This window comes from Agrobacterium salinitolerans (genome assembly GCF_002008225.1).
GTDB lineage: Bacteria > Pseudomonadota > Alphaproteobacteria > Rhizobiales > Rhizobiaceae > Agrobacterium > Agrobacterium salinitolerans.
Genome location: NZ_MRDH01000027.1, coordinates 141,123 through 165,784 on the forward strand (window position 1 = coordinate 141,123; position 24,662 = coordinate 165,784).

A 24,662-nucleotide genomic window follows, 5' to 3' on the forward strand; every position below is an offset into this window, starting at 1 on the left:
CTCATGGGAGGCTCATTCCGGCCTTCGAGCTGGATCGACGAACGGTTAAGCGTCCGAAGTCGCCTCAGCCGACACTGACCGATGTGATCCCGACATATATAGCCGCGCGACGCCTCGGAGGCGGAGCTAACATTGAACGCGATCTTTCGACAGCACAGAGTCGCCTCGCGCTGTTCATCGAACTGATTGGCGACCACCCAGTTGACACGTACCGGGACCGCCGTTGATGAGGGCGGCCGGGACGCGTGGCCGCCAATAGAAGATGTTTCCGCGGCGGATCAGATTCTCGACTTCGTGGCGCACGGCCATGACGAATGCCCTGCTTTGTCCCTCGCGCTTGAACGGCGTGGGCATCACCTTTGGGCATCAGGTCGCCAATGATGCCAAAACACTATCCGGCACGACTGGAAAATCAAGGAATTTAGGGCTTTTAGGGAGAATTGGCTGGGGAACCTGGATTCGAACCAAGATCGACGGAGTCAGAGTCCGCTGTTCTACCATTGAACTATTCCCCAAAAGCCTTAAAGCGCGTGGCGCGTTCGCTTTGGTGGGTCGTCATATAGATGATTTATTCCGGGGCGCAAGTCGAAAAAATCGAAAAATGCGTTTTATCCCTGTTTTGCGTTTGCCCGTGGCTCAGAGCCGTGCGCGGGTGGAACGCGGGGTGGAGAGCAAGAGGCTGGTCTCACTGCCGGTAATGCCGGGCACCAAGCGGATGCGGCGCAGTACCGCGTCGAAATCGCTGAGCGTGGCGGCGTTGAGTTCCACGATAAGATCCCAGCGGCCGTTGGTGCTGTGAATTTCGGAGATTTCCGGAAAACCGCCGAGTGTGCGGATGACGCGGTCCGTCACATGGCCTTCAATTTCGATCATCATGATGCCGCGGATTGCAGCCTCCACGGCGTCGGCACGCAGGATGACGGTATAGCCGATGATCGTGCCGTCGTTTTCCATTCTTTCGATGCGCGAGCGCACCGTCGCGCGCGAGGTTCCCGTCTCGATTGCGAGATCGGAAATGCTGCGCCTGCCATTGTGGCGCAGAAGGGTTATGAGCCGCTCGTCGAGATTGTCCATATGACCAATTCGGTAAATCAATTTTACCACATCGATAGTTTATTTCGATAATATTGCCAATATTTGATGTTCATTTCGCCGGATCGCTGTGGTGAACTTGGGCTTGTTGGCAGGAAAGTGAGGACGGGAATGGAAATCAGGCTTGTTGGTGCGCCGTTGCAGATCGGGGCCGGGCAACTGGGATGCGAAATGGGGCCGAGCGCCTATCGCGTTGCGGGGCTTGCCTATGCTCTCGAAGAACTGGGGCATCGCGTTGTCGATACCGGCAATGTGACGCCGGCGACCTTCCGCGAATTTAACCATCCCAATCCCGCCGTGCATCATCTGCCTGAAACCGTGGCCTGGACCGAGGCGCTGACGGAGGCTGCCTATCGTGAGAGCGCGGATGCCGTACCGATCTTTCTCGGCGGCGACCATGCGATTTCCGCAGGGACGGTCGCCGGCATGGCGCGCCGGGTGGCTGAAAAGGGCCGTCCGTTTTTTGTGCTCTGGCTCGACGCCCATACCGATTATCACACGCTGGAGACGACGCGCAGCGGTAATCTGCACGGTACGCCGGTTGCCTATTTCAGCGGGCGAAAGGGTTTTGACGGTTATTTCCCGCCGCTTTCCCATGCGGTGCCTGAGGAAAATATCGGCATGATCGGCATCCGCAGCGTTGATCCGGCCGAAAGGGCCGCACTGGAAAAGAGCGGCATCACCGTTCACGACATGCGCTCGATTGACGAGCACGGTGTTGCCGTCCTGCTGCGCGAATTCCTCGCTCGGGTTCAGGCGGCGAACGGGCTTTTGCATGTCAGTCTGGATGTCGATTTTCTCGAGCCCTCCATCGCGCCCGCCGTCGGCACCACGGTTCCGGGCGGCGCGACGTTCCGTGAGGCGCATCTCGTGATGGAAATGCTGCATGATAGCGGGCTGGTCTGCAGTCTCGATCTCGTGGAACTCAACCCGTTTCTCGACGAGCGCGGCAGAACCGCGACGCTGATGGTGGATCTCGCCGCCAGCCTGCTGGGCAAGCGGGTCATGGACCGCCCGACGCGGGCCGGCTGAAAGGGGTGATATGATGACCGTGATACCGAACCTCAATATCGTCCCCTTCGTCAGCGTCGATCACATGATGAAACTTGTGCTGCGCGTGGGCATCGATACGTTTCTGCGCGAGCTTGCCGGGGTGGTGGAAGAGGATTTCCGCCGCTGGGAAAGCTTCGACAAGACGCCGCGCATTGCCTCGCATTCGAAGGAAGGTGTCATTGAACTGATGCCGACCAGCGATGGCACGCTTTACGGCTTCAAATATGTCAACGGCCATCCGAAGAACATGAAGGAAGGCCGCCAGACGGTGACGGCTTTCGGCGTGCTTTCCGATGTCGGCAATGGTTATCCGCTGCTGCTGACCGAGATGACCATCCTGACGGCGCTGCGAACCGCCGCCACCTCCGCTGTTGCCGCAAAATATCTCGCCCGCAAGAACTCCCGCTCCATGGCCATCATCGGCAATGGCGCACAGAGCGAATTCCAGGCGCGCGCCTTCAAGGCTATCCTCGGCATAGACACGCTGCGGCTATTCGATATCGACCCTTCCGCCAGCGAAAAATGCGCCCGCAATCTCGCCGGGCAGGGTTTTGCCATCAAGATTTGTGAAAGCTCGCAGGAAGCGGTCGAAGGGGCGGATATCATCACGACAGTCACCGCCGACAAGCAATATGCGACGATCCTGACCGACAACATGGTCGGGCCCGGCATTCACATCAACGCCGTGGGCGGCGATTGCCCCGGCAAGACGGAACTGCACCGGGACATTCTGCTGCGATCGGATATTTTTGTGGAATATCCGCCGCAGACACGCATTGAAGGTGAAATCCAGCAATTGCCGGCGGATTATCCCGTCACCGAGCTTTGGCAGGTCATATCGGGTGAAAAGCAGGGGCGGGCAAGCGACCGGCAGATCACGCTGTTCGACAGCGTCGGCTTCGCGACGGAAGATTTTTCGGCGCTGCGTTACGTGCGCTCAAAGCTGCCATCCACCGGGCTTTATACCGAGCTCGATCTGCTGGCCGACCCGGATGAACCACGTGACCTGTTTGGGATGCTGTTGCGGTGTGAGGCGGCCCTCGTCTAGGGATTTCCAGCGCTGGCCGTCTATTTCGTTTCCCGGCGGTTCCTGCGGGCAACCACATGCTCCCGCCAGATGGTGAAGAGGCCGGCGGCGATAACAATCGCCGCACCGATGACCATGTTGGGCGTCACCACTTCCCCATAGACGGTGACGCCGATGATGGAGACGAGCACCAGCTGGTAATAGGAAAAGGGCTGCACGGAGGCCGCATCCGCCAGTTCGAACGCCTTTATCAGGCAATAATGGCCGCTCATGCCGGTAATGCAAAGCGCCAGCATCCAGCCCCAATCCTGCGGAGCGAGGTTGACCCAATAAAACGGGCCGACCAGCGTCAGGGCCGCCGCGCCGGCCACGCCGGTGTAGAAGAAGCTGGTCATCGCTGAATCGCTCTTGCTGCCAAGGCGGGTCAGGACACTGTAGAGCGCCAGCATGAAGGCGGCCACGAAGGTGATCATCAGCTTGTTGTCGAAGCCTTCGCCATCTGGCTTGAGAATGACGAGAACGCCGATGAAGCCGACAAAAATGGCGCTCCAGCGCCGCCAGCCCACATGTTCTCTCAGCAAAGGCATGGACAGCGCCGCAACGATCAGCGGCGCGGAGGCGAGGATGGAATGGCTGTGCGCCAGCCCGACGACGGCGAAGGAGAAGATGGAAAAAACGATCTGTACGGCAAGAAGCACGCCACGGCCGATCTGCAGCCAAGGGCGGTTGGCCATGACGGCGCCCCTGATGCCGCCGGCGGATTTTGCAGCCATCAGCAGAACAAAAACGGCAAAGGCCCAATATCGCAGCATGGCGATAAAAACCGGCGGATAGGCGCTGCCCAGATGTTTCGATATGCCATCTTGCGCCGCAAAGATCGTGAAGGCGACAAGCGCATAAAGAAAGCCGGTTCTGGGTGATGGCATAAGAAAACCGCTATCCGACTGCCGTCGGCAAAAGAGTATTCGGGATGAATGAGGTGGGTGTCGGCCATATGTTATGACGGCACCTTGTCAGACAACCTTATTTTCCGAATAGCTGCCATGCAAGTGTGGAAGCTGCGTTTTTGGCAGGCGGATTGCCGGCTTAGCCTGCGCTACTGTCTGGTTTAGATTTCTCGAAAAGGCGCAAGTCTTTAATTCATGCCAATTGCATCGACGTCATCCTCGGGCCTGTCCCGAGGATCTGCGACTTGCTGGTTGTATTCGACGTGTTTAGATCCTCGGCACAAGGCCGAGGATGACGGCAACATGTCTGGTGGGGTTCATGCCCACATGACGGCGTCGCGCTTAAGGCCTTCAGCCGATCGTCACGGCCGACTTCGAGGCCGCGGATTTCAGCGCGGCGTCGGCCAGTTTCAGCGCGATCAGACCGTCCTTGATGGAGGGCGACGGTGCGACATTGTTTTCGATGCTGTCGATAAAGGCGGTGATTTCCGCAGCATAGGCCGCCGTATAGCGCGTCATGAAGAAATCATGCAGCGGCGGGCGGGTGTAACCTTCCGCATTGGCGATTTCGATGGAAACCGGGCGCTGGTTTTCGGCAGCCGCCGAGCCTTCCGAGCCGTGCACTTCGATGCGCTGATCATAACCATAGGTGGCGCGGCGGGAATTCGAAATGATCGCCTGCCTGCCGCTTTTCGTGGTCAGGATGATGCTGGCGCTGTCAAAGTCACCCAGCGCACCGATCTGCGGATTGACGAGAACGGAACCGGTGGCGAACACGGTTTCCACTTCCTCGCCGAGCAGGAAGCGGGCCATGTCAAAATCATGAATGGTCATGTCGCGGAAAATGCCACCGGAGACCTTGATATAGTCGGCCGGCGGCGGGCCGGGGTCGCGGCTGGTGATGGTGACCATTTCCACCTTGCCGATGCGGCCATCGTCGATTGCCTTGTGGACGGCCTGGAAATGCGGGTCGAAACGGCGGTTGAAACCGAGCATCACCTTCGCACCGGTTTCCTCGACCACCTTGGCGCAGGCTTCCGCGCGGGCGACATCGAGATCGACGGGCTTTTCGCAGAAGATCGCCTTGCCGGCGCGGGCGAAACGCTCGATCAGGTCGGCATGGGTGTTGGTCGGCGTGCAGATGATGACGGCGTCGATCGTCTTGTCGGCCAGAACCTCATCGATCGTGCTGACCTTGCACTGCGCTTCGCGGGCGATTGCTTCCGCAGCGCCGGCCATGGCGTCGACAACGGCCGCCAGCTGCGCACGGCTGTCGGTGGTGATCGCCTTGGCGTGGACCTTGCCGATCCGTCCAGCGCCGAGCAGCGCCAATTTCGTAACCATCTTTCCTCCGGTTTCTCACACCCATCCCTCACTCCCGGAAGGACAGAATATGAATACAAGCAATGTTTCGATATGGAATATATGTTCTATTTTGCTAGTTCGACATCGCAGATGTGTCAAGCGTTTTGACGATGATCCAGGGGGCCGAAATCACGCCTTCAGGAAGATGGTGCGGCGCGGATGGCTGGTGTCGAGAAAAGCCCCGCGCAACAATCAATCAGCCGAAGCTGTCAGGGCCGTATTATGGGGCAGGGCGTATACCTCAACGGGGGTTTCGAGGCCGCGCAGCAGCCATGGGCCGAGATTTTCCAGCTTTCCCTGATATCCGGCGGTGCGCACGAATTCTTCTGAGAAAAGCACATTGCGCCCGGTCTCCTTGGTCAGCGTTTCCAGCCGTGACGCGATATTGACGGCAGGGCCGATGACGGTGAAATCGAGGCGGGTTTTCGAGCCGATATTGCCATACATGACATCGCCGACATGCACGCCGATGCCGTAGCCGAGAGGATCGTGTCCCTTGCGGCGATTGATTTCATTCAGCGCAACGAGGCTCTTCTGCGCGCTGGCAATGGCTTTCAGCAGGTTTTCGCAGGCCTGCGGGTCGCTGAGCGGGAAAATCGCCAGCAGCCCGTCGCCCATGAATTTCAGGATTTCGCCACCGAATTCCTCGATGGGATCGCACATGGCGTCGAAATAACCGTTCAGAAGCTCGATGACATCGTCGCGCGGCCAAAGGTCGGAAATATGGGTGAAATTGCGCAGGTCGCAGATCAGGATCGCCGCACCCACCGTCATACCGCTGCCGCGTGTCGTTGCGCCGTTGAGAATTTTTTCGCCCGCATGCGGCCCCACATAGGTCTCCAGAAGGGTGCGCGTCATGCGGTTCTTCAGGCGTATTTCGCTGACGAGCGCCAGTGCCGGAAGCAGGTTTTTCAGGGCGAGGATTTCGCTGTCGGAAAAACCGCCGGGCCGGTCGCTGGAGAATGTGGCGACATGGCGCTTGCCGAAGGTATGCTCGATCGGCCAGGCGCAATAATCCGTCAGCCCCTCGGCCCGCAGGTCTTCGTAGATCGTATAGCCGGGCTCATCGATGTCTTCTCCGTTCAGCCGGTGGCGGACTTCGGTGGCGCCCTGATGAATGTCGTTGATGGGGCTATTGAGATATTCAGGCGTATTTTCAGATCCGTAGCCATAGGTGGCGATCTCGGCGGAGGACAGGCCGGCTTTCCACAGAATGCGCGCGCCAAGCCATTGCGGATGGCGAATGCGGAAAGCGAGCACGCCCCGCGCCACGGAAACTCCGCTCTCCCGAAGCCTGTTGCAGAGTTCGACGAATATGTCGTCGATAAAGCGTTCGTCCTTGGTGCCCGTGATCAGCCAGTCAAGAATTTCCGTCTTCTCCGCCGGCCACAATTCATCCAGTGCTGAAGAAACCCGTTCTTCGGTGTCGAGACTTAGTGTCATGGCAGGATTCCGGAGGTTGTTGCTGCTCTCGCGCAAGCGGGGCACATGTCGCAAAGGCGAAACATGGTCGCTCGCGAACCCCATGTGGTGCCGGATAACGAAAATGTTAAGAGAGGAGCGCGGAAAATGTTCCGGAAGGGATTGGCTTAATCAGGCCACGCGCGCCGCCCGGATGTTCCCGGGAACATCGTCCCCGGCGGCGCTGAGATTTTTAATGATCGCCAGGTGGATCAGATAACGGTTTCAACGGGAATATGAAGTGCTGCGGCAACGCGTCTGATGCGCAGCGGATCGCTGTCCGTGCCGTCTTCCAGCGCGCGTATTTCGCTGGTGGTCAGGCCGCAGGTCACGGCAAGCTGTTCGACCGTATATCCGGCGAGATTGCGTGCGGTGAGGACCTTTTTGGCAAATGGAGCATCGGTTTCGTGATCGGAATCGGGTTGTGAGATTGAAATTGTCATTATTGCATCTCCCTCAGAATGGACACTTAAATGCGGGCGGCACAGAAAAGTTGCCGGGGCCGAATGCGACCGCGTTGCCGGAGAAGAATATCGGTGCTGCAACGCAGCGAGGAACATAGCGGCTTCATCGACCTACGCAATAGTTAAATTTTGTTAAGATTCGTGATCGCCGCATTCCTGCGGCACGCCCTGCCCGAAAATGGCCGAAAATCCCACGTTTTCAGGGCTCCTGCGAGGACGGGCGGCTTTCGCTACAGCATGCCCCAGGCGCGAAACCGGCCACGGCCGGTCACTTCCCGCAATTCCAGTTGGTTGGCGAGGCCTATAGCGCCCTGCGGCGTGGTGCCGAGTTCCTTGACAATCATCGCCGCAGAAACCACCGGTCGAGAGACGACAAGCTCCACCAGTTCCGGCAGGCGAGAGGAAGAGCGTCGGCCGGCCAGTTTGCGCATCATGCGTTCTCGCGCATGGGTCAGGCGGTCATGTTCCTTCATGCCGGCCTGCGCCGCTTCGTAAAAGCTGTCGAGAAGTGCGGCAATGCGCTGCGTCTGGTTTCGGGCGTGCCGGCGCTCCCGTGGGATCGCACGCAGACCGGCGCTCAGGGCCGGCAGGTGAGCGGGTGTGACGGCGCCGTCGCGCAGAAAGGCGGAGACCAGAAGTCGGCCGAGCCAGGGGCTGCGTTGCAGCACCTCGATCATGTTCCACGCGTCGAGCAGGATGGCGGTGCGAAGGATTGCCGGCAGTTCTTCCGTGCGCGCAAGGACAGCCCACCATTCTTTCAACCGTTCGTCTTCGTCCCAGTCGGGTTCGTTGATGATCGCATGGCTTTCCTCCCTGTGCATTGGCTGAAGCGCGCCTCCGGTGGTGATCGCATCGAGCGTTGCGGCGCTTCGCGCCAGCAGCGCGTCCAGCTCGGAAAAAGCGCCGTCCAGCGATGTTTCCTCCTCTGCGTCGGCATCTTCATCGCGGGAATGGTCGAGTGTTTGCCGTGGAGGTGCTGGTTCTTCGGCAAGCGCGGCCCTGCCGCGTAGCCTAGAAAGGCCCGGCGCGGTAAAGGCCCAGCCGGAGGCATTGGAAAAGATCAGCCGTCGCGAGCGGAGAATCCGGTGCGCCGCCGTCATTTCATGGGTTGGCGCGCGCACATCCATATGGGCGTCATGCAGCACAAGATCTTCCATGTGAACGAGTTCGCCATCCACCCACATGGATGAAATCGCATCGGTGAAATCCTGCCTTTCGATGAAGCCCTGTTTCATCGGTGACCGGTCGATCCGCTCGTCCAGCCGCGCCAGCGCCTCGCCGGCGCGGGCGGCGGCAATGAGGAGCTTTTCGATCTGTACGTCCGATATATCGTAAATCATTGATATTTTTTAGTTTGAGCACGGGCGGCTTACAAGGCGGATCACAGTCGGGCACCTCCGCTTTCGCGGTTTTCACCCAAAATCCCGACGAAAAGCCGTGTGGTTACAGAAATGGCGGGACGAGGGTTTTGCTCGCCCTTGCTGTTTTTTCGTCAATATTGCGGCGCGGTATAAACTTGCGCACTGCAACATGGCGGGTATATACCCCCACCGAGAGCGACAAATTATCACACCTTCCGTTCGCCCTTCCATCTCCAGACGAAGATGAATTGGAGTTTACCCGTGAATATTATGGCAAATGGTCCCGCCACCGCGCCGGATCAGAAAACCCGTTTGAAATCCATCATCGGCGGATCGGCGGGCAATCTCGTCGAATGGTACGACTGGTATGTCTATTCGGCCTTCACCCTTTATTTTGCGCCGGTGTTTTTCCCTTCCGGGAACCAGACCGCCGAGCTTCTGAGCGCAGCCGCCGTTTTCGCAGTCGGATTTCTGATGCGGCCCATCGGGGCCTGGTTCATGGGCACCTATGCCGACCGCAAGGGCCGCAAGGCCGGCCTGACCTTATCTGTCACGCTGATGTGTCTCGGTTCGCTGCTGATCGCGATTACGCCCGGCCACGAGGCGATCGGCATTGCCGCGCCGGCCATTCTGGTTTTCGCAAGGCTTCTGCAGGGTATCAGCGTCGGCGGTGAATATGGCGCGAGCGCGACCTATCTCAGCGAAATGGCCGGCAAGAATCGCCGTGGTTTCTTCTCCAGTTTCCAGTATGTGACGCTCATTTCCGGTCAGCTTCTGGCGCTTGCGGTGCTTCTGGTGTTGCAGCGGGTCCTGACGCCGGAACAACTCGGCTCCTGGGGCTGGCGCATTCCCTTCTTCATCGGCGGCCTTCTGGCGATTGCGGTATTTTATATCCGCCGCGGCCTTGTCGAGACGCAGTCCTTCGAAAATGCCAAGACCGGTGCTGTCGACAAGCCGAAGTCCAGCGGATGGGCGCTGTTCAAGCACTATCCAAGGGAAGCGCTGATGGTTATGGCGCTCACCTCCGGCGGCACGCTCGCTTTTTACGCCTATACGACCTATCTGCAGAAATTCCTCGTCAACACTTCCGGCTTCAGCAAGGAAAGTGCGACGGAAATCACCACGGCGGCGCTCTTCGTCTTCATGCTGTGCCAACCGCTCGCCGGCGCGCTGTCCGACAAGATCGGCCGCAAGCCGCTGATGGTGGGCTTCGGCATTCTCGGAACGCTGTGCACCTATGCGATCTTCAGCACGCTTTCGACGACGACCGATCCCATCATGGCTTTCGCCCTCGTTCTGGTCGGTCTGTTGATCGTTACCGGCTATACTTCCATCAATGCGGTGGTGAAGGCGGAAATGTTCCCTGCCCATATCCGCGCGCTTGGCGTGGCTCTCCCCTATGCGCTGGCGAACACCATATTCGGCGGAACGGCGGAATTCGTGGCCCTGAAGTTCAAGCAAATCGGCCACGAAAGCTGGTTCTTCTGGTATGTGACGATCATGATCGCTCTGTCGCTGGTGGTTTATGTGAAGATGCGCGACACGCGCGATCACAGCCATATTCACGAGGATTGAGCGACCCGCATCCAGACCGGCAAAAGTCCCGCCCTTCCGGCGGGGCTTGTTCTTTTCTGCAGTCAGGCGGGTTCGACAGGAAGGACGATACGGGCCTCAAAACCATCCTGCCGGCCCGGCGCCGGAGAGGAAAGCAGCAGCTTTCCGCCGGCTTGCTCCACGAGGCTTTTGACGATGGCCAGACCAAGCCCGGTTCCGTCCGCCGTGGTCTGGCCCCTGGTAAAACGCGTCGTCAGCTTGGGTAATAGCCCCCCATCGATAGCCGCCCCGGAGTTGACGATGTGGATCGTGCCGTCTGCTTCGGCGATGACCTGCACCGGGCTTTCCGCCGGACTGTGGATCAGCGCGTTTTCGAGAAGGTTGCGAATGATGATGCCGAAGGCATCCGCGCCGATCCTGCAGGGTAAACCGCCGTCGCGGCGATTGTTGAAACGGATGCGCGACGTTCCGATTGTCGTTCTGCTCATGTCATCGATCACGAGTTCGAGCACGGGGATGACGTCGCTCGTTTTATCGGTGACCCCGATCTTTGCTTCAGCGCGCGACATCTGAAGCAGTTTTTCGGCCAGGTGGGCGAGATGCTGCAGGGATTTTTCGATGTTCTCCACACGCGGCGCAAGCTCCGGCGGAATGTCGGCATGCAGCCGCTGCGCCTGCGCCAGCGCGCCGGCAATCGGCGTGCGCAATTCATGGGCGCTGTTGGCGGTGAATTCCCGTTCCGCCTCGATTGCCGATCGCAATCGTCCGAGCAGCAGATTGACCGAACGGGCAATGGGATGCAGTTCTCCCGGAAATGGTTGCGTCGGCAGCGGCGCGAGATTGCCGCCGTCCTTTTTGCCGATATCGTCGCGCAGGGTCTGTATCGGTCGCAGCGTTCTGCGCACCACCACAATGACGGCAAAAATGCTGGCGGGAATGAGGATGAGAACGGGGAGAAGCAGCGCGGCGCCCGCCTCTTCGATCGCCTCGCGGCGATTGGCGAAGGCGTCGGCGACCTGCAGGAAATAATTGTCGTCCGGCGAAGCGATCGTGAAGATACGTTGCGACGATGTCTCTGAAAAACCGGGATCGAGCGGTACCTCGAAAGGTTCCGTCGAACTGTCATGTGAATGCAGCACGACTTGCCCTTCACGGTCGCGAACCTGGTAGGTCAGATATTCCGCCCCTTCCGCCGACTTGTTGAGTTTCTGCGAGGCGGGCGCGGTATTGTTTTCGCGAAGATCGTCCAGCAAAAGCGGCAGAAGCCTTTCTGAGGTTTCCTCAAGGCCCGCGTCGAAAATCTCGGCGAACTCATCCTGCATCACCATGACGCCCAGCGCGCAGGCAAGTAGCCAGGATATGGCGACAACGCTGGTCAGCGCCGTCACGAGCTTGCGGGTCATGCTGGTCGGTCTGGCCATTTCTGCCTGCTTGCAATTCTGACTATCTGATGGTGTAGCCGACGCCGCGCACGGTCTCGACGCGGTCATGGCCGATTTTCTTGCGCAGCCGGCTGATATAGACCTCGACCGTGTTGCTTTCTATTTCCGCGCCGAATTCATAAAGCGTGTCGTGCAATTGCGCTTTGGAAACGACGGCGCCAGGATGTTCGACGAGTTTCTCCAGCACGGCCCATTCCCGGGCGCTCAGCGTCTGCGCAGTCCCATCGACCGTGATGTTGCGCGCCACCTGATTGATCTCGATGCCGGGCAGGCGGATGACGGGAGCAGAACGCCCTTCGTAACGGCGCGAGACGGCCAGCATGCGGGCCGAAAGCTCGTTGAGATCGAAAGGCTTGACCAGATAATCGTCCGCACCGGCGTTCAGTCCGGCAATGCGGTCGGAGACCTGGTCGTGGGCCGTCAGAATGATGACCGGCGTCGCGTCATCGCGCTGGCGCAGGCCTTGCAGAAGGGTGATGCCCTCGCCGTCCGGCAGGCGCATGTCGAGCAGGATGAGGCCGTAACCCATCGTCAGCGTCGCGGCCATGGCGTCACCCAGCGTCTTGAACCAGTCGACAGCATGACCCGCCGCTGCGACATGGTCCCGCAGCGCTTCGCCCAGCACATGATCGTCTTCAACAAGCAGAACCCGCAAGACAGCTCCCTCTATCGCTTCGTCTTGCGTATCTCTTTCTCCGGATAAGCGTCAAGCACAGTGTTTCAGCTGTTCTGACGCTGGGTGCAGCCACCGAACACATCGAGCGATGGATCGTAGACCGATGTGGAGACATTCATCATGCCGAGGATGCTGTGGAAATAATTGTCGTGCGAGCGCCCGCCCTCCGCCGCGGTTTTTGCGAGGCAGGCTTTGTTGAGCCCCATGGATTTGGCAAAATCGTCATCGAACCAGACGAGAAACGGCACATGGGTCTGCTGGTCGGGCGCCAGCAGATACGGCGCGCCATGCAGGTAGACGCCGCTCTCGCCAAGCGATTCGCCGTGGTCCGATGCATAGATCATGCTCGTCGCCAGCCTGTCGGAACGGGCCTTCAGCTTGTCGATCACGGTCGAGAGGAAATGGTCGGTGTAAAGAAGCGTGTTGTCGTAGGAATTGACGATCTCCGCGTCGGAGCAGTTGCCAAGCTCGGCCGTGCGGCAATCCGGGGTGAATTTGCGGAATTCGTCGGTATAACGCAGATAATAGGTCGGCCCGTGGCTGCCCATCTGGTGCAGCACGATCACGCTGTCTCTGGTAACGTTATTGAGCCAGGAATCGAGCTTGTCGAAGAAGATATCGTCGCGGCATTCTCCGCCAGTGCAGAAGCGGCTGTCATTGGTCGAGGGCAGATCAAAATAAGGGATACGGTCAGCCACGTTCTTGCTGCCGGTATTGTTGTCCAGCCATGTGGCGCTGACACCGGCATGGACGAGAACATCCATGACGTTTTCATTGGCGAGCGCCTTGTTGTGGCTATATTGCGAACGCGGGAACTTCGAGAACATGCAGGGAATGGAAATCGCCGTCGCGGTGCCGCAACTGGTCGTGTTTGGAAAATAAATCACGCCGCGTTTTGCGAGTTCGGGATTGGTCTCGCGCCCATAACCGTTCAGGGAAAAGTTCGCGGCCCGCGCGGTCTCGCCCGCCACGATGACGGTGATGCGGGGTTTGCGGACGCCGCCCAATGAAGGCAGGATTTTCGCATCCCTGCCGACCGGGCTGACCTGAATATCGACTTCCTTGCCGGCCAGCGTGAAATAATGAATGGCCGACATGATCGGCGACAGGGGATTGACGCTTTTGACAATGTCCTTGTGCTGGCGCACGGCGGTGGTGAAGGTCTTGGAATTGGCGAAGCTGATGATGCCGGCGATGGTAAGACAGATCAGGATGCTGATCGTGTTCCATAAAAGCTTGTCGAGAATCGTCCGGTGCCGCACACGCACGGCGACGATGAGGAGGGACGGCACCAGTCCGTAAATCGCCATGTGCCAGAGAAAGCCGGGCGTGATCAGATTGCCGGCTTCCGCCTGTGTCGTCTCCATGGCGTTGCGGATCATATCGCTGTCGATGACGATGCCGTAGCGATCCATGAACCAGGAAGCGGCCGCCGCCGCGAAGATCAGGAAGATCAAGAACGGCTTGATGAGATATTTGGCGGAAAAAATAATGATTAGCGCGCCGAAAAGGGCGGCCATGGCGCCATAAAGCGCGACGATGGCGACCGGATAGGCTGAAAGATAGGTGTGAACCTTCGACCAGAATGTCCGGTTCGTGAAAAACAGCAGATAGGCCGCCGTCAGCAGGCTGAGCGGCACGCTGCCGATTTCCGGACGATATGTTACTGTTCCCGTCGCTTTCGCGGTAAAAAGAGCCACTGTCAGATCCACCAGATTTACAATAGGCCGGCGGCAACGGAGACGGGGCGAAAACGCCTCCGGAAAGGCTGCCGCATGGGCCGACCAATGGCGGATGCGTCATTTTGCTGACATCAACCTGAAAGCTTGTCATGAAAGTGTCACTCTCCGTGGTGGCCGTTTGGCGGATGACGATAGAGCCCTTAATTGAGGCCCACGATGCCTGTGGCGGTGGTGCGCGTTGCAAATATGCGTGTGGCCCTGACCGGCAGCAGGCTGCCTGCGGGCAGGTTCTGGAAGGTCACCGTCGCTCCGGAAAGCAGGGTCAGGCAGAGATGGCCGCCATTGCCCACATAGATGGCGCGGGTGGGGGAAGGAAGCGGGCTCGTATCGTCCGGAACCACATCGAAAGCGTGGGATGCCGGGGATTCGAGGCCGGCGGCGTGGTGTTCGTAAGTCTCAGCCATTGCTGTCTCCCGTGAATCGAAATCTGGCGCGATTATGGGATGCGCTGCGGCCATGGGGAAAAGCGGGTACAGGAAATATCCGGAGAGGATTTCGGTCTCGTCTTGGGCCTGCCCGCAAGAGCGTCATTCTTTTCGCAATTTCATGGCGTTACGCCGCCCCCGCCTTTTGCCGCCAATGCGGCGCAAACGGATGATGACGGATTTTTCCTCCACGGGATCGACAGGCGGGCGGATGCTGCCCGCTTCAATTGCGCATGTGGAGAATGAAGGCCCTGACGGCGGGAGAGGCTTCCGTTTTCCGGTGGGCGATGGCGAGGTCCGAGGTCGTGGAACTGGCGGCAAGCGGCAGGTAGCGCACACCGGGCAACCTCAGGCAATTAAGCGAGCGCGGCACCAGCGCGACGCCGAGGCCGATGGCCACCATGCTGGCGATCGTGGTGTAGTCCCTGCCTTCCGGGGTGATCGCCGGCTGGAACCCGGCTTCATTGCAGGCCTCTATCGTATTGTAGTGAAACCCGACATCCGGCGGCTGTCGCGGGGTAATGAAGGTCTCGCCGGCAAGGTTTTTCAGATCGACCTGCAGCGCAAAGGCCAGGGGATGGTTTTCAGGAAGCGCGGCCATCAGCGGTTCGCGCAGCACCACATGGGTCGTCACACCTTCCGGAACAGGCGCGGGCGGGCGGATGAAGGCGAAATCCAGATTGCCGTCGGCAATCTTGGCCAGTTGCAGCCGCATCTCCATCTCGATCAATTGCATCTCCACATCGGGATGGGAAGCACGGAAACCGGCGATGGACCGGATCATCTGGCCGGAATAGGCGGCCGAGGCGACATAACCGATGGAAATGCGCCCGGTTTCGCCGCGGTCGACGCGTTTGAGCGCCGCAAGCGTCGCCTCGGCATTGGCGAGGATCTTCCGGGCGTCTTCATAGAGAAGCTGCCCGGGCGTGGTCAGCTTCACCGAGCGGCGCGTTCGGTCGAGAAGCGGCATGCCGACAATCTGTTCGAGCGCCATGATCTGCTGGCTCAAGCCCGGCTGGGCGATGCCGAGGCGGGCGGCGGCGCGCTCGAAATTGCGCTCATCTACCAGCGTGGTGAAATAGCGCAGGTGGCGTAATTCGAATGTCTCCGCCCGGCTTGCCGGTTTCCTGCCCATCGTCACGGCCTTTCCCGGCAGATTTGAATAATTCAAAGCTATTATCGATGTGAGTTTTCATAATCAATAGTTCTGAAAAAAACCGGCTGCGCTTATTGGATCACAATCCGTCCCTTGCGTAATAAGATGACTTAAATTCTCCAGAAAATACCGTCTTGTGGTGGCGCGGGTGATGAAGGGTCTTGGCGTGCAGGGAAAAACCAAACACATTTCCATTCTGGCTGGCGGTTGCGCCGTCATCGCTCATGCGGCGTTTTTTGCCCCGGCTTCCGCCTTTGCGCAGGAGGCCGGTACGACGGTGCTGCAGACCATCACAGTGGACAGCGCCAAAAATCAGGACCCCAAGGCTCCGGTGAAAGGCTATGTGGCGAAAACGAGCGCCAGCGCCACCAAGACGGGGCGATCCCTGATCGAGACGCCGCAATCCGTCTCCGTCATCACCAAGGACCAGATGGATGTGCAGAACGTCCGCACTCTCGGCGAGGCGTTGAACTATGTTCCCGGTGTGGTTGCGCAGCCGTTCGGCGCCGATCCGCGTTTCGATGCGCCGCGTATCCGCGGCTTTCAGGGGAACCAGTTGCAGTTTCTAAACGGTCTGCGGTTGATGCGCACGGCCGGTGCGCCGTCCTATGAAGTTTATGGTCTGGAGCGGGTGGAAGTCATTCGCGGGCCGGCCTCGGTGCTTTATGGTCAGGGCAATCCCGGTGGCCTCATCAATCTCATCAGCAAACGGCCGATCTTCGAGCGTTTCGGCGAAGTGGGGGCGCAGATCGGCAGCTTCGACTATTACCAGTCGATGTTCGATATCGGTGGACCGGTCGCGGGCACCGACAGTTTCGCCTATCGCCTGACAGGTCTTGCGCGCAACGCCCACCTTCAGACGGACAATCTGCAGAACGACCGCTATTTCATCGCACCGGCGCTCACCTGGCAGCCGGACGAGGATACGAAGCTGACGGTTCTTGCCTCCTATCAGCATGACAATCCGAGTTCGCCCTCCGGCCTGCCGGCGGCGCTGACCTATCTCAGACCCGGCAATATGCTGGACCGCAGCTTTTATGTCGGCGATCCGTCCTTCGATACGTCGAACCGTAAATTCACCAATATCGGCTATGAGTTCGAGCACCGTTTCGACGAGACCTTCACCTTCCGGCAGAATGCTCGTTATTCCAATTTCGACTGGTCCTACCGCGCGCTCGGCATGTCGTCGGCCAACGGCGGCATGATCGGCAATCTCATCCGTCGCAATGCGACGTTCCAGGACGAGCTGCTGAACACCTTCAACATCGACAACAGCCTGCAAGCGGATTTCTCCACGGGGCCAATCGACCACACCCTGCTTGTCGGGCTGGACTACCGTTATTTCGACAATAACGTCAAAACCGAGTTCTGGGCCGCGACGCCGCTCAATCCCGTCAATCCGGTCTATGGCGGGCCGATCAGCCTCACGTCGCGCACGCTCTATGCCGATGTGAAGACGGATATTTCCCAGATCGGCCTTTATGCGCAGGACGAGATGGCCTTCGAGAACTGGCGGGTCACCGCTGGCTTGCGGCAGGACTGGGCAAGCACCAGCGGCACGACCTTCAACGGCGCCACCTACCGCTCGCTCGACAAGGACGATAACAAGCTGACCGGCCGCGTCGGCGTCAGCTATCTGTTCGATGGCGGCATCGCGCCCTATGTCAGCTATGCGACCTCCTTCGAACCGGTGCCGCAGCCGGCTGTCGGCGACGCGCCGAAACCGACCACCGGCGAACAATGGGAAGCGGGCGTCAAATACCAGCCCGAGGGTTTCGATGGGTTCTTCTCCGCCGCGGTCTACGATCTGACACAGAAAAACGTCACGACGACTGTGGGCGGCGTGACGCAGCAGATGGACGAGGCGCATGTGAAAGGCCTTGAACTCGAGGGTGTCGCAAGCCTTGCCGACGGGCTCGACCTGCGCGCGGCCTATACCTACATGGACAGCGAGGTCTCCGGCCGTGTGAATAACGGTAAGGAGTTGGACAGCACGCCCCGGCACGCCGCAAGCCTCTGGCTGGATTACACTTTCCCGGAAGATACCGCCCTTGAGGGTTTCGGCATCGGCGGCGGTGTGCGTTATGTCGGAAAACGCTATGGCGATGCCGCCAATACCTTCGAGATGAAGGGCCTCGCCCTGCTCGATCTCGGCGTGCATTACGAGAAGAACGGCTACCGCGCCTCGCTTCAGGTGCAAAACTTGACTGATAAAGAATATATTTCTAGTTGCTCCACTTTCGGATGTTATTACGGTGACGGAAGAACGGTTATGGGCAAGCTGACCTATCGTTGGTGACGCCATATCAAAGTGAAGCAGTAGGGGCATGACGCGCAAGGATCGATGGATGTCCCCCCTCTGGGGGCGGCGGGAATTTTTGGGCCTGGTCGCTGCTTCTGCTCTTGCCGGCAAGGCGCGCGCGGCGGTCACGCCACGCCTTGCCGCCATTGACTGGGCCATGTTGGAAACCGCCGTTGCGCTCGGCGTCATGCCGGTGGCGGCGACCGAACTCATCCAGTTCCGGGTGGACGCGGTCGAGCCGGAAATCCCTGCAACCGTCGCCGATCTCGGCCTGCGCGGTGCGCCGAACTTCGAGCTTCTGCAACTGACCCGGCCCGATCTCATTCTGATTTCGCCCTTCTACACCCGTTATATCGGCAGGCTGGAAGCGATTGCCCCGGTCTTCTCGCTGCCCTTTTACGTGAAGGGCGAACCGCCTTTCGCAAAGGCGCTGGCGGCGGTCTCAGCCCTTGGCGACAAGCTCGGCAGGGCAGACGAGGCGCGCAGGGTGCTGGGCGAAACGGAAGCGGCGCTGCAGGCCATGCGGGCCCGCCTTGCCGGTTTTGCGGCGCGGCCGACCTATGTGATCAACATCGGCGACGCCCGGCATTTTCGCGCTTTCGGTGCTGATAGCATGTTCGGGGATGTTCTTGGCCGGCTGGGGCTTGCCAATGCCTGGGTGGATCGTTCGCAATTCACCTTTGCGGCCCCGGTGCCGCTTGAAAATCTCGCCGCTTCGCCCGATGCGCGCATCGTCATCGTCTCCGACATTCCGGTCGAGGCGCGGGAAACCTTGCGCAGCAGCGCCATATGGCGCGCGCTGCCTGCCGTGCGGGAAAACCGGGTGGTCACGCTCGGCAATGTCGGCCCCTATGGCGGCATCACCGCCGGCATGCGCTTTGCGCGGCTTCTGACCGAAGCGCTGACGGCACAGGGAGAAGCCCTGTGACGGCACGGCCTCTCCAGTTTTTCTTCGGGCTTCTGTTTGTTTTCGCTTGCGGCCTTTCCCTGTATGCCGGCCTGCAACGGTTGCCCCTCGGTGCTTGGCCGAGCCTGCCATTCGATGCCGCATCCATGTCCATGGATCAGATCATCTTCGCCTTCAGCCTGCTGCCGCGCATGGCGGTCGCCATTCTGGCGGGCGCGATGCTGGGACTGTCGGGTGCGTTGTTGCAGCAATTGCTGCGCAATCCGATTGCCGATCCTTCGACACTCGGCATCTCGGCCGGCGCGCAACTCGCCATCGTCATCGCCACCCTGTTTTTTCCCTCGGTATTGGATGGCAACCGCGCCCTGGTCGCGCTCGCCGGCGCGGCCGCTGCGGCCGGCGTCGTGTTCCTTTTAGGCTGGCGACGCTCCTTCGAGCCGGTGACCATGGTGGTGTCGGGGCTGCTGGTCGGCATCACCGCCGCGTCCGTTTCCGCGGCGCTGACTTTGGCGCAGGGCGAATATCTGATGTCGCTGGTCGTCTGGAACGGCGGCTCGCTCAGCCAGCAGGACTGGTCGAACGCCTTGTCTCTCGCGTTTCAGCTTCTTGCCGGGCTCGTTCTGACCGGCCTGCTGATTAAGCCGCTGACGGTCCTCGGTCTCGGCGATGCCGGTGCACGATCGCTCGGCGTCTCGCTGTTTTCGATCAGGCTGGCGGTCGCCGCCGTCGCGGTCATGCTGGCCGCTTTCGTTGCCGCAGCGGTCGGCCTCGTCAGCTTCATCGGTCTTGCCGCGCCGGCGCTCACCCGGGCGCTCGGCGTGCGACGGTCATCCTCCGTCCTTCTTGTTTCGCCCCTGCTGGGCGGTCTGCTGCTCTGGTTCTGCGACGGTCTCGTGCAGCTTCTGGCGAGTACGACGGCGGAAGTTTTCCCGACGGGTGCCGTAACGGCGCTGATCGGCGGGCCGCTGCTTCTATGGCTGCTGCCGAAAATCCGGCCGACCGATGTGCATCGTGGCGAAGGCGTCGATCTCGCCACACGACGCGGGCTTGCGGCCCTGCTGCCGGTGCTCTTCATCATGGCAGTGCTGGTATTTGCCGCACTCGCCATCGGCAAGGGGCCTGATGGCTGGACAATGCTCAAGGCCACTGACCTGCAAAGCCTTATGCCCTTCCGCTGGCCGCGGCTGTTGGCCGCCGTGGCCGCCGGCGGTCTGCTCGCCATGGCGGGCGCACTTCTCCAGCGGCTTACCGGTAATCCCATGGCAAGCCCGGAAGTGATCGGCGTCAGCGGCGGTGCAGGCCTCGGTTTTGCCGCCGCCATTACGATTTTTCCGGCCGCCGGTCTTTTCGAACTGTTTTGCGGCGCCGGCATCGGCTCTGCGGCCGTCATGATCCTCGTCCTGCTGTTTTCCATGCGCCGGCACCTCGCGCCGGAAAAAATACTACTCGCCGGCATTGCCGTCAGTTCGCTCTGCTCGGCCGTTCTCTCGGCGCTGCTTGCCATCGGCGACCAGCGGGCATGGCAGATTCTCGCCTGGCTCAGCGGCTCCGGTTCGTCGGCGACACCGGCTTCGGCTATCTTTCTCTCCATCCTTTCCATCGTGCTTCTGGCGGCGGCCCTTTCGGTGACCCGCTGGCTGACGATCCTGCCGCTGGGGCGGGACGTGCCGCTATCGCTTGGCCTGCCGCTCAGCACCGCGCGTATCGCCGTTATCGCGGTGGCGGGCATTGCCACCGGTGCCGCCTCGCTGCTCGTTGGCCCCTTGAGTTTTGTCGGGTTGATGGCGCCGCATATTGCGCTGCGCGCCGGTTTCACCACGCCGCGCGACCATCTCTTCGCCTCCTTCCTGTTCGGCGCGGTGCTGATGGCGCTTTCCGATCTCGGCGCACGGACAGTCACCTTTCCCTATGAACTGCCGCTCGGGCTTTTTGCGGCTCTGGCAGGCGCGCCTTACCTGATCTGGCTTTCAGGCAGGCGATGACTAAATTTTTGAACGGTGTACGGAGATGATAACAATGGGTCAGGCAGCGCTTGCCGTCGATGATGACGATATTCCGCTCTTTTCTCTCGACGGCGTGACGATGGAAGTGCCGGGCAGGACATTGTTGCAGCCGCTGACGGCCAGTTTTGCGACCGGCAAGACCATTGGCCTGATCGGTCATAACGGTTCGGGAAAATCCACGTTGCTCAAGATTCTCGCGCGCATGCAGGAGCCGACGGCGGGCAGGGTCTCATTCGAGGGTAAGACGCTCGGCGCCTGGGGCAATCGTGAATTTGCGCGAAAGCTCGCCTATCTGCCGCAATATACGCCGGCCGCCTCCGGCATGCTGGCTAAGGAACTGGTGGCGCTCGGCCGTTATCCTTGGCACGGCGCGCTTGGGCAGTTCACCAAAGCCGATCAGGAGAAGGTGGATGAAGCCATCGAACTCACCGACACCGTCGCCTTCCGCGACCGGCTGGTGGACACGCTGTCCGGGGGTGAGCGCCAGCGCGTGTGGCTTGCGATGCTGGTGGCCCAGAACGCCGAAAGCCTACTTCTCGACGAACCCATCTCCGCGCTCGACATGGCGCACCAGCTCGAGGTGCTGTCTCTGGTGCAGAGACTGTCGCGCGAAAAGGGCCTCGGCGTCATCGTGGTGCTGCACGATGTCAACATGGCGGCACGTTTCTGCGATGAGATCGTCGCGCTTCATTCCGGCCAACTCATTGCACGCGGAACGCCGCAGGAGATCATGACGCCGGAGACGCTGGAGCGCATCTACGGCGTGCGCATGGATGTCATGACCCATGCCGCCACCGGCCTTCCTGTCGCTTTGCCGCTTTGAGATGTTGCAGCAAAACAACGGGCGGAAACGCTTGCTGTTGATGGTAATTCCGCGCGCATTTGTCGCCCTAACAATGTCTTAATGCCAGCCTACCGCCATCAGACATTGTTAACCGTTTCGCTTTCATCGCCTCCAATTCAATTGTTTTGGATCGATTTTTCGGAACAAACGTTAACAGTGCGGAATTCAATATCCGGAGAGGGCAAGAAGGGCTGCTGCGGGTAGGATAAAACAGGAGAAAACAAGATGAAAAAGGCTGTTGCCGTAACTTTTGCCGCATTGACGATGGGCCTTGGCGGAACCGTATCCGCGCTCGCCGCCGACCTTGCAAGATATGAGCCGGCTCCACAGGAGCAGGACGATCGCAACGGCGTCAAGATCGGTTACCTCACCTGCGATATCGGCGGCGGTGTCGGTTACGTTCTCGGCTCGGCCAAGGAACTGGATTGCACCTTCCAGTCCACCATGGGCGCGCGTCGCACAGACCATTACACCGGCGCCATCCGCAAGATGGGTGTTGACCTCGGTTTCACCACGCAGGGCCGTCTGGTCTGGGCCGTTTTCGCCCCGACTGCCGGTTATCACCGCGGTTCGCTGGGCGGCCTCTATCAGGGCGCAACGGCTGAAGTCACCGTCGGTCTCGGCGTCGGCACCAACATCCTCGTTGGCGGCACCTCCGGCTCCATCCAGCTTCAGACGGTCAGCGTAACGGGTCAGGTTGGCCTCAACCTTGCTGCCACCGGCACGTCTGTGACGCTGACGGCCATGAACTGATCGGCGAATTGCCCGGTGTTTTTAACCGGGCATTGTGTCGCGCGTCAAAACACGTCCTCTTCGTTGCCAGACGGGGAGGGCGTTGTATTATCCGGACCATGATTTCCGTCTTCAGACAAGCCGCGGCCGTGGCCGCGTTTCCCCTCCTTCTTGCGACAAGCGCCTTTGCCGAGGGGGATGCTGCGCGTGGTGAGAAGGTTTTCAGCCGCTGTTCCACCTGCCATAGCATCGAGGCACCGCGTACCCGCATGGGGCCACATCTGATGGGCGTGGTCGGCAGGCCGATGGCGAGCGTGGCCGATTACGGTCATTATTCACGGTCTCTGAAGGACGCAGGCGCATCTGGCCGGGTCTGGACAGAAGAAGAATTGCAGAAATTCATCGCCAGCCCGAAAAAGGCAATCCCCGGAAATGCGATGCGCTTTTTCGGGCTATGGAGCGAAACCGATATTGTTGATCTAATCGCCTATCTGAAGACGCATCCCCTGCCGCAGTAAATGTTAAAGCGGCGCGTCGGAGAGGATGTCCTCCGCCTCTTCCGTTGTCATCGCCATCACCTTCGCGCCGATTTCAAAACTGAAGCCGTTGCGGGCGAAAGCGGAAAATTCCTTGGCCTTGCGTTTCTCGTCCGGTTCGACACGGCGATAAGGCCCAAAGGCGCGTTTGCGTGCGAAAATGACGGCGGCGACCAGATCGTTGGTCTCCTGCAACGCGGCCGTGGCCGTTTCCCGGGCGACTCCCTTGATCTGGAGTTTCTGCGCCAGCCCGCGTTTTGACTTGCCGCTTCGCTGGCCGCTTCGCACGGTGATTTCCGCAAAAGCCGTATCGTCGAGCGCCTTGATGCCGTAAGCGAAGGTCACCGCAAATTCGCCGAGCGCCTTTACCTGCGCCGCGCCGATATCCTCGAATTTTTCCCGGGCCTTGCGCATGATGGCGTCGCGCAGCTGCTTTTCCGTCATCATCCGCTGTTGCAGTCGGTAGAGAGCGGAATTGCGCGCCCAGGAGAGCATACGGCTGGTGGGCTCGATGGCCTGTGCTTCGTCGTCGAACTCCATATCGTCAGTCAGGAAGGGGCTGGAATCGTCACTCATGGCGCATTTATAACGCGCTTGAGCCGTCTTGCCAGTTCCCTCCCGGCCTGAATTCTCCGGTTTCGGTGTCTCAGGGCGTCTGTGCGCCGGTGGCGGCGACATAGACCGAATAGAGCGATTTCGTTGCGGTAATGAACAGGCGGTTCTTCTTCGGGCCGCCGAAAGTGAGGTTCGCCACCGTCTGTGGCACCTTGATCTTGCCGATCAGCGTACCGTCAGGTGCAAAGCAATGAACGCCGTCGCCTGCACTGGTCCAGAGGTTGCCAGCCGTATCCAGGCGGAATCCATCCGGCAAGCCATTGTCGAGATTGCAGAATTCCCGGCCATTCGTAAGCTTCACGTCATCCACCACGTCGAAGACGCGGATATGGCGCGGGCGGGATACATCATGGCTATAGGAGCTGTCGGCGACGTAGAGCTTCGTTTCGTCGGGCGAGAATGCAAGGCCGTTCGGCTGCACGAAATCGTCGATGGCGATGTCGATCTTTCCGGTTGCGGGATCGAGCCTATAGACGTTGCGGGTCTTCTGCTCCGGCTCGGCCTTGTAGCCCTCATAGTCTGAAAGAATGCCGTAGGTCGGATCGGTGAACCAGACGCTGCCGTCGGATTTCACCACCACATCATTGGGAGAGTTCAGCCGCTTGCCGCCGTAGCTGTCGGCGAGAACCGTGATCGAGCCATCGACCTCGGTGCGGGTGACGCGTCGGCCGCCATGTTCGCAGGAGACAAGCCTCCCCTGCCGGTCGCGGGTATTGCCGTTGGTGAAGTTGGAAGGCTGGCGGAAGACCGAAATGCCGCCGTCCGGCACCCAGCGCAGCATGCGCTCATTGGGAATATCGCTGAACAGCAGGCAGTTGAGATCGGCAAACCACACCGGTCCTTCGGCCCAGCGGCAGCCGGAATAAAGCTCTTCCAGCTCCGCATTGCCGACGATCAGGTGACGGAAGCGGTCATCGTGGATTTCGTAAGGGGAGGTCTTGTCTGTGGTCATGAGCGT

The 24,662-nt window shown here is 59.9% G+C and carries 22 protein-coding genes and 1 tRNA gene; 9 read left to right on the top strand and 14 right to left on the bottom strand.

From position 1 onward, the window contains the following. Positions 1–441: 441 nt before the first annotated feature. Positions 442–515: transfer RNA gene (locus BS627_RS19010), tRNA-Gln, on the bottom strand. A gap of 121 nt (positions 516–636) precedes the next feature. Continuing rightward, positions 637–1,074, bottom strand: a complete 438-nt coding sequence (locus BS627_RS19015; protein WP_077984743.1) for an Lrp/AsnC family transcriptional regulator — start codon at positions 1,072–1,074, stop codon at positions 637–639. A 129-nt stretch (positions 1,075–1,203) separates the two neighbouring features. On the opposite strand from BS627_RS19015, the gene rocF reads away from it, so the two are divergent. Together rocF and BS627_RS19025 are read left to right on the top strand one after the other, a co-directional pair. Next, positions 1,204–2,124, top strand: coding sequence for an arginase (rocF, locus tag BS627_RS19020; RefSeq protein WP_077984744.1), 921 nt, complete (start codon positions 1,204–1,206; stop codon positions 2,122–2,124). Between the two features lie 13 nt (positions 2,125–2,137). Next, on the top strand, positions 2,138–3,193 hold the full coding sequence (locus BS627_RS19025; protein ID WP_077984848.1) for an ornithine cyclodeaminase: 1,056 nt from the start codon (positions 2,138–2,140) through the stop codon (positions 3,191–3,193). 20 nt (positions 3,194–3,213) lie between these two features. Here the strand turns inward: BS627_RS19025 and BS627_RS19030 are convergent, their stop codons facing one another. The 5 genes from BS627_RS19030 to BS627_RS19055 all read right to left on the bottom strand — a co-directional run bounded on the left by BS627_RS19030 (position 3,214) and on the right by BS627_RS19055 (position 8,749). Then, positions 3,214–4,098, bottom strand: a complete 885-nt coding sequence (locus BS627_RS19030; protein WP_077984745.1) for a DMT family transporter — start codon at positions 4,096–4,098, stop codon at positions 3,214–3,216. A 372-nt stretch (positions 4,099–4,470) separates the two neighbouring features. After that, complete coding sequence (iolG, locus tag BS627_RS19035) at positions 4,471–5,463, bottom strand: inositol 2-dehydrogenase (protein WP_077984746.1); 993 nt, start codon at positions 5,461–5,463, stop codon at positions 4,471–4,473. 213 nt (positions 5,464–5,676) lie between these two features. Beyond that, complete coding sequence (locus BS627_RS19045) at positions 5,677–6,927, bottom strand: adenylate/guanylate cyclase domain-containing protein (protein ID WP_077984849.1); 1,251 nt, start codon at positions 6,925–6,927, stop codon at positions 5,677–5,679. A 230-nt stretch (positions 6,928–7,157) separates the two neighbouring features. Next, positions 7,158–7,388, bottom strand: a complete 231-nt coding sequence (locus tag BS627_RS19050) for a helix-turn-helix domain-containing protein (RefSeq protein WP_003522093.1) — start codon at positions 7,386–7,388, stop codon at positions 7,158–7,160. Positions 7,389–7,639: 251 nt separating this feature from the next. Further along, on the bottom strand, positions 7,640–8,749 hold the full coding sequence (locus BS627_RS19055; protein ID WP_077984748.1) for an RHE_PE00001 family protein: 1,110 nt from the start codon (positions 8,747–8,749) through the stop codon (positions 7,640–7,642). 291 nt (positions 8,750–9,040) lie between these two features. Here BS627_RS19055 and BS627_RS19060 point away from each other — a divergent pair, with 291 nt between their 5' ends. Beyond that, complete coding sequence (locus BS627_RS19060; RefSeq protein WP_165691323.1) at positions 9,041–10,345, top strand: MFS transporter; 1,305 nt, start codon at positions 9,041–9,043, stop codon at positions 10,343–10,345. A 62-nt stretch (positions 10,346–10,407) separates the two neighbouring features. On the opposite strand, the gene BS627_RS19065 is transcribed toward BS627_RS19060, so the two are convergent. From BS627_RS19065 to BS627_RS19085, 5 genes are all read right to left on the bottom strand, one after another. Then, entirely contained in the window at positions 10,408–11,745 is a 1,338-nt protein-coding gene (locus BS627_RS19065; protein WP_077984750.1) for a sensor histidine kinase, read from the bottom strand. A gap of 22 nt (positions 11,746–11,767) precedes the next feature. Beyond that, positions 11,768–12,421 carry a response regulator transcription factor gene (locus BS627_RS19070; RefSeq protein ID WP_077984751.1) on the bottom strand — a complete coding sequence of 218 codons (654 nt, stop codon included), beginning with the start codon at positions 12,419–12,421 and terminating at the stop codon, positions 11,768–11,770. Positions 12,422–12,486: 65 nt separating this feature from the next. Beyond that, positions 12,487–14,154 (bottom strand): phosphoethanolamine transferase, encoded by a 1,668-nt coding sequence (locus tag BS627_RS19075; RefSeq protein WP_077984752.1) that lies wholly within the window; start codon positions 14,152–14,154, stop codon positions 12,487–12,489. A 170-nt stretch (positions 14,155–14,324) separates the two neighbouring features. Continuing rightward, positions 14,325–14,588, bottom strand: a complete 264-nt coding sequence (locus tag BS627_RS19080; protein ID WP_059755951.1) for a spike base protein, RCAP_Rcc01079 family — start codon at positions 14,586–14,588, stop codon at positions 14,325–14,327. 244 nt (positions 14,589–14,832) lie between these two features. Continuing rightward, the gene (locus tag BS627_RS19085) at positions 14,833–15,744 is read right to left on the bottom strand and encodes a LysR family transcriptional regulator (protein ID WP_077984850.1); all 912 of its coding nucleotides are present in this window, start codon (positions 15,742–15,744) and stop codon (positions 14,833–14,835) included. Between the two features lie 157 nt (positions 15,745–15,901). Here BS627_RS19085 and BS627_RS19090 point away from each other — a divergent pair, with 157 nt between their 5' ends. The 6 genes from BS627_RS19090 (at position 15,902) to BS627_RS19115 (ending at position 23,071) form a co-directional block, all read left to right on the top strand. Then, positions 15,902–18,064: a TonB-dependent siderophore receptor gene (locus BS627_RS19090; protein ID WP_165691316.1), complete on the top strand. Its 2,163-nt coding sequence runs from the start codon at positions 15,902–15,904 to the stop codon at positions 18,062–18,064. Positions 18,065–18,092: 28 nt separating this feature from the next. Continuing rightward, positions 18,093–18,995 (top strand): iron-siderophore ABC transporter substrate-binding protein, encoded by a 903-nt coding sequence (locus tag BS627_RS19095; protein ID WP_165691317.1) that lies wholly within the window; start codon positions 18,093–18,095, stop codon positions 18,993–18,995. After that, positions 18,992–20,956 carry a Fe(3+)-hydroxamate ABC transporter permease FhuB gene (fhuB, locus tag BS627_RS19100; RefSeq protein WP_077984753.1) on the top strand — a complete coding sequence of 655 codons (1,965 nt, stop codon included), beginning with the start codon at positions 18,992–18,994 and terminating at the stop codon, positions 20,954–20,956. Before BS627_RS19095 ends, fhuB begins: the two co-directional genes overlap by 4 nt. A 34-nt stretch (positions 20,957–20,990) precedes the next feature. Then, positions 20,991–21,800, top strand: coding sequence for an ATP-binding cassette domain-containing protein (locus tag BS627_RS19105; protein WP_077984754.1), 810 nt, complete (start codon positions 20,991–20,993; stop codon positions 21,798–21,800). Positions 21,801–22,046: 246 nt separating this feature from the next. Further along, positions 22,047–22,574 carry a DUF992 domain-containing protein gene (locus tag BS627_RS19110; RefSeq protein ID WP_077984755.1) on the top strand — a complete coding sequence of 176 codons (528 nt, stop codon included), beginning with the start codon at positions 22,047–22,049 and terminating at the stop codon, positions 22,572–22,574. Between the two features lie 98 nt (positions 22,575–22,672). Beyond that, entirely contained in the window at positions 22,673–23,071 is a 399-nt protein-coding gene (locus BS627_RS19115; RefSeq protein ID WP_165691318.1) for a c-type cytochrome, read from the top strand. 3 nt (positions 23,072–23,074) lie between these two features. On the opposite strand, the gene recX is transcribed toward BS627_RS19115, so the two are convergent. Then, positions 23,075–23,665 (bottom strand): recombination regulator RecX, encoded by a 591-nt coding sequence (gene recX, locus BS627_RS19120; protein WP_089153271.1) that lies wholly within the window; start codon positions 23,663–23,665, stop codon positions 23,075–23,077. A gap of 70 nt (positions 23,666–23,735) precedes the next feature. Continuing rightward, complete coding sequence (locus BS627_RS19125; RefSeq protein ID WP_077984758.1) at positions 23,736–24,656, bottom strand: SMP-30/gluconolactonase/LRE family protein; 921 nt, start codon at positions 24,654–24,656, stop codon at positions 23,736–23,738. Positions 24,657–24,662: the final 6 nt, after the last annotated feature.

Coding starts and splice junctions, on each gene's coding strand:
- BS627_RS19015 (WP_077984743.1), bottom strand. CDS start 1,074: ATGGACAATCTCGACGAGCGGCTCATAACCCTTCTGCGCCACAATGGC.
- rocF (WP_077984744.1), top strand. CDS start 1,204: ATGGAAATCAGGCTTGTTGGTGCGCCGTTGCAGATCGGGGCCGGGCAA.
- BS627_RS19025 (WP_077984848.1), top strand. CDS start 2,138: ATGACCGTGATACCGAACCTCAATATCGTCCCCTTCGTCAGCGTCGAT.
- BS627_RS19030 (WP_077984745.1), bottom strand. CDS start 4,098: ATGCCATCACCCAGAACCGGCTTTCTTTATGCGCTTGTCGCCTTCACG.
- iolG (WP_077984746.1), bottom strand. CDS start 5,463: ATGGTTACGAAATTGGCGCTGCTCGGCGCTGGACGGATCGGCAAGGTC.
- BS627_RS19045 (WP_077984849.1), bottom strand. CDS start 6,927: ATGACACTAAGTCTCGACACCGAAGAACGGGTTTCTTCAGCACTGGAT.
- BS627_RS19050 (WP_003522093.1), bottom strand. CDS start 7,388: ATGACAATTTCAATCTCACAACCCGATTCCGATCACGAAACCGATGCT.
- BS627_RS19055 (WP_077984748.1), bottom strand. CDS start 8,749: ATGATTTACGATATATCGGACGTACAGATCGAAAAGCTCCTCATTGCC.
- BS627_RS19060 (WP_165691323.1), top strand. CDS start 9,041: ATGGCAAATGGTCCCGCCACCGCGCCGGATCAGAAAACCCGTTTGAAA.
- BS627_RS19065 (WP_077984750.1), bottom strand. CDS start 11,745: ATGGCCAGACCGACCAGCATGACCCGCAAGCTCGTGACGGCGCTGACC.
- BS627_RS19080 (WP_059755951.1), bottom strand. CDS start 14,588: ATGGCTGAGACTTACGAACACCACGCCGCCGGCCTCGAATCCCCGGCA.
- BS627_RS19085 (WP_077984850.1), bottom strand. CDS start 15,744: ATGGGCAGGAAACCGGCAAGCCGGGCGGAGACATTCGAATTACGCCAC.
- BS627_RS19095 (WP_165691317.1), top strand. CDS start 18,093: ATGACGCGCAAGGATCGATGGATGTCCCCCCTCTGGGGGCGGCGGGAA.
- BS627_RS19105 (WP_077984754.1), top strand. CDS start 20,991: ATGGGTCAGGCAGCGCTTGCCGTCGATGATGACGATATTCCGCTCTTT.
- BS627_RS19110 (WP_077984755.1), top strand. CDS start 22,047: ATGAAAAAGGCTGTTGCCGTAACTTTTGCCGCATTGACGATGGGCCTT.
- BS627_RS19115 (WP_165691318.1), top strand. CDS start 22,673: ATGATTTCCGTCTTCAGACAAGCCGCGGCCGTGGCCGCGTTTCCCCTC.
- recX (WP_089153271.1), bottom strand. CDS start 23,665: ATGAGTGACGATTCCAGCCCCTTCCTGACTGACGATATGGAGTTCGAC.
- BS627_RS19125 (WP_077984758.1), bottom strand. CDS start 24,656: ATGACCACAGACAAGACCTCCCCTTACGAAATCCACGATGACCGCTTC.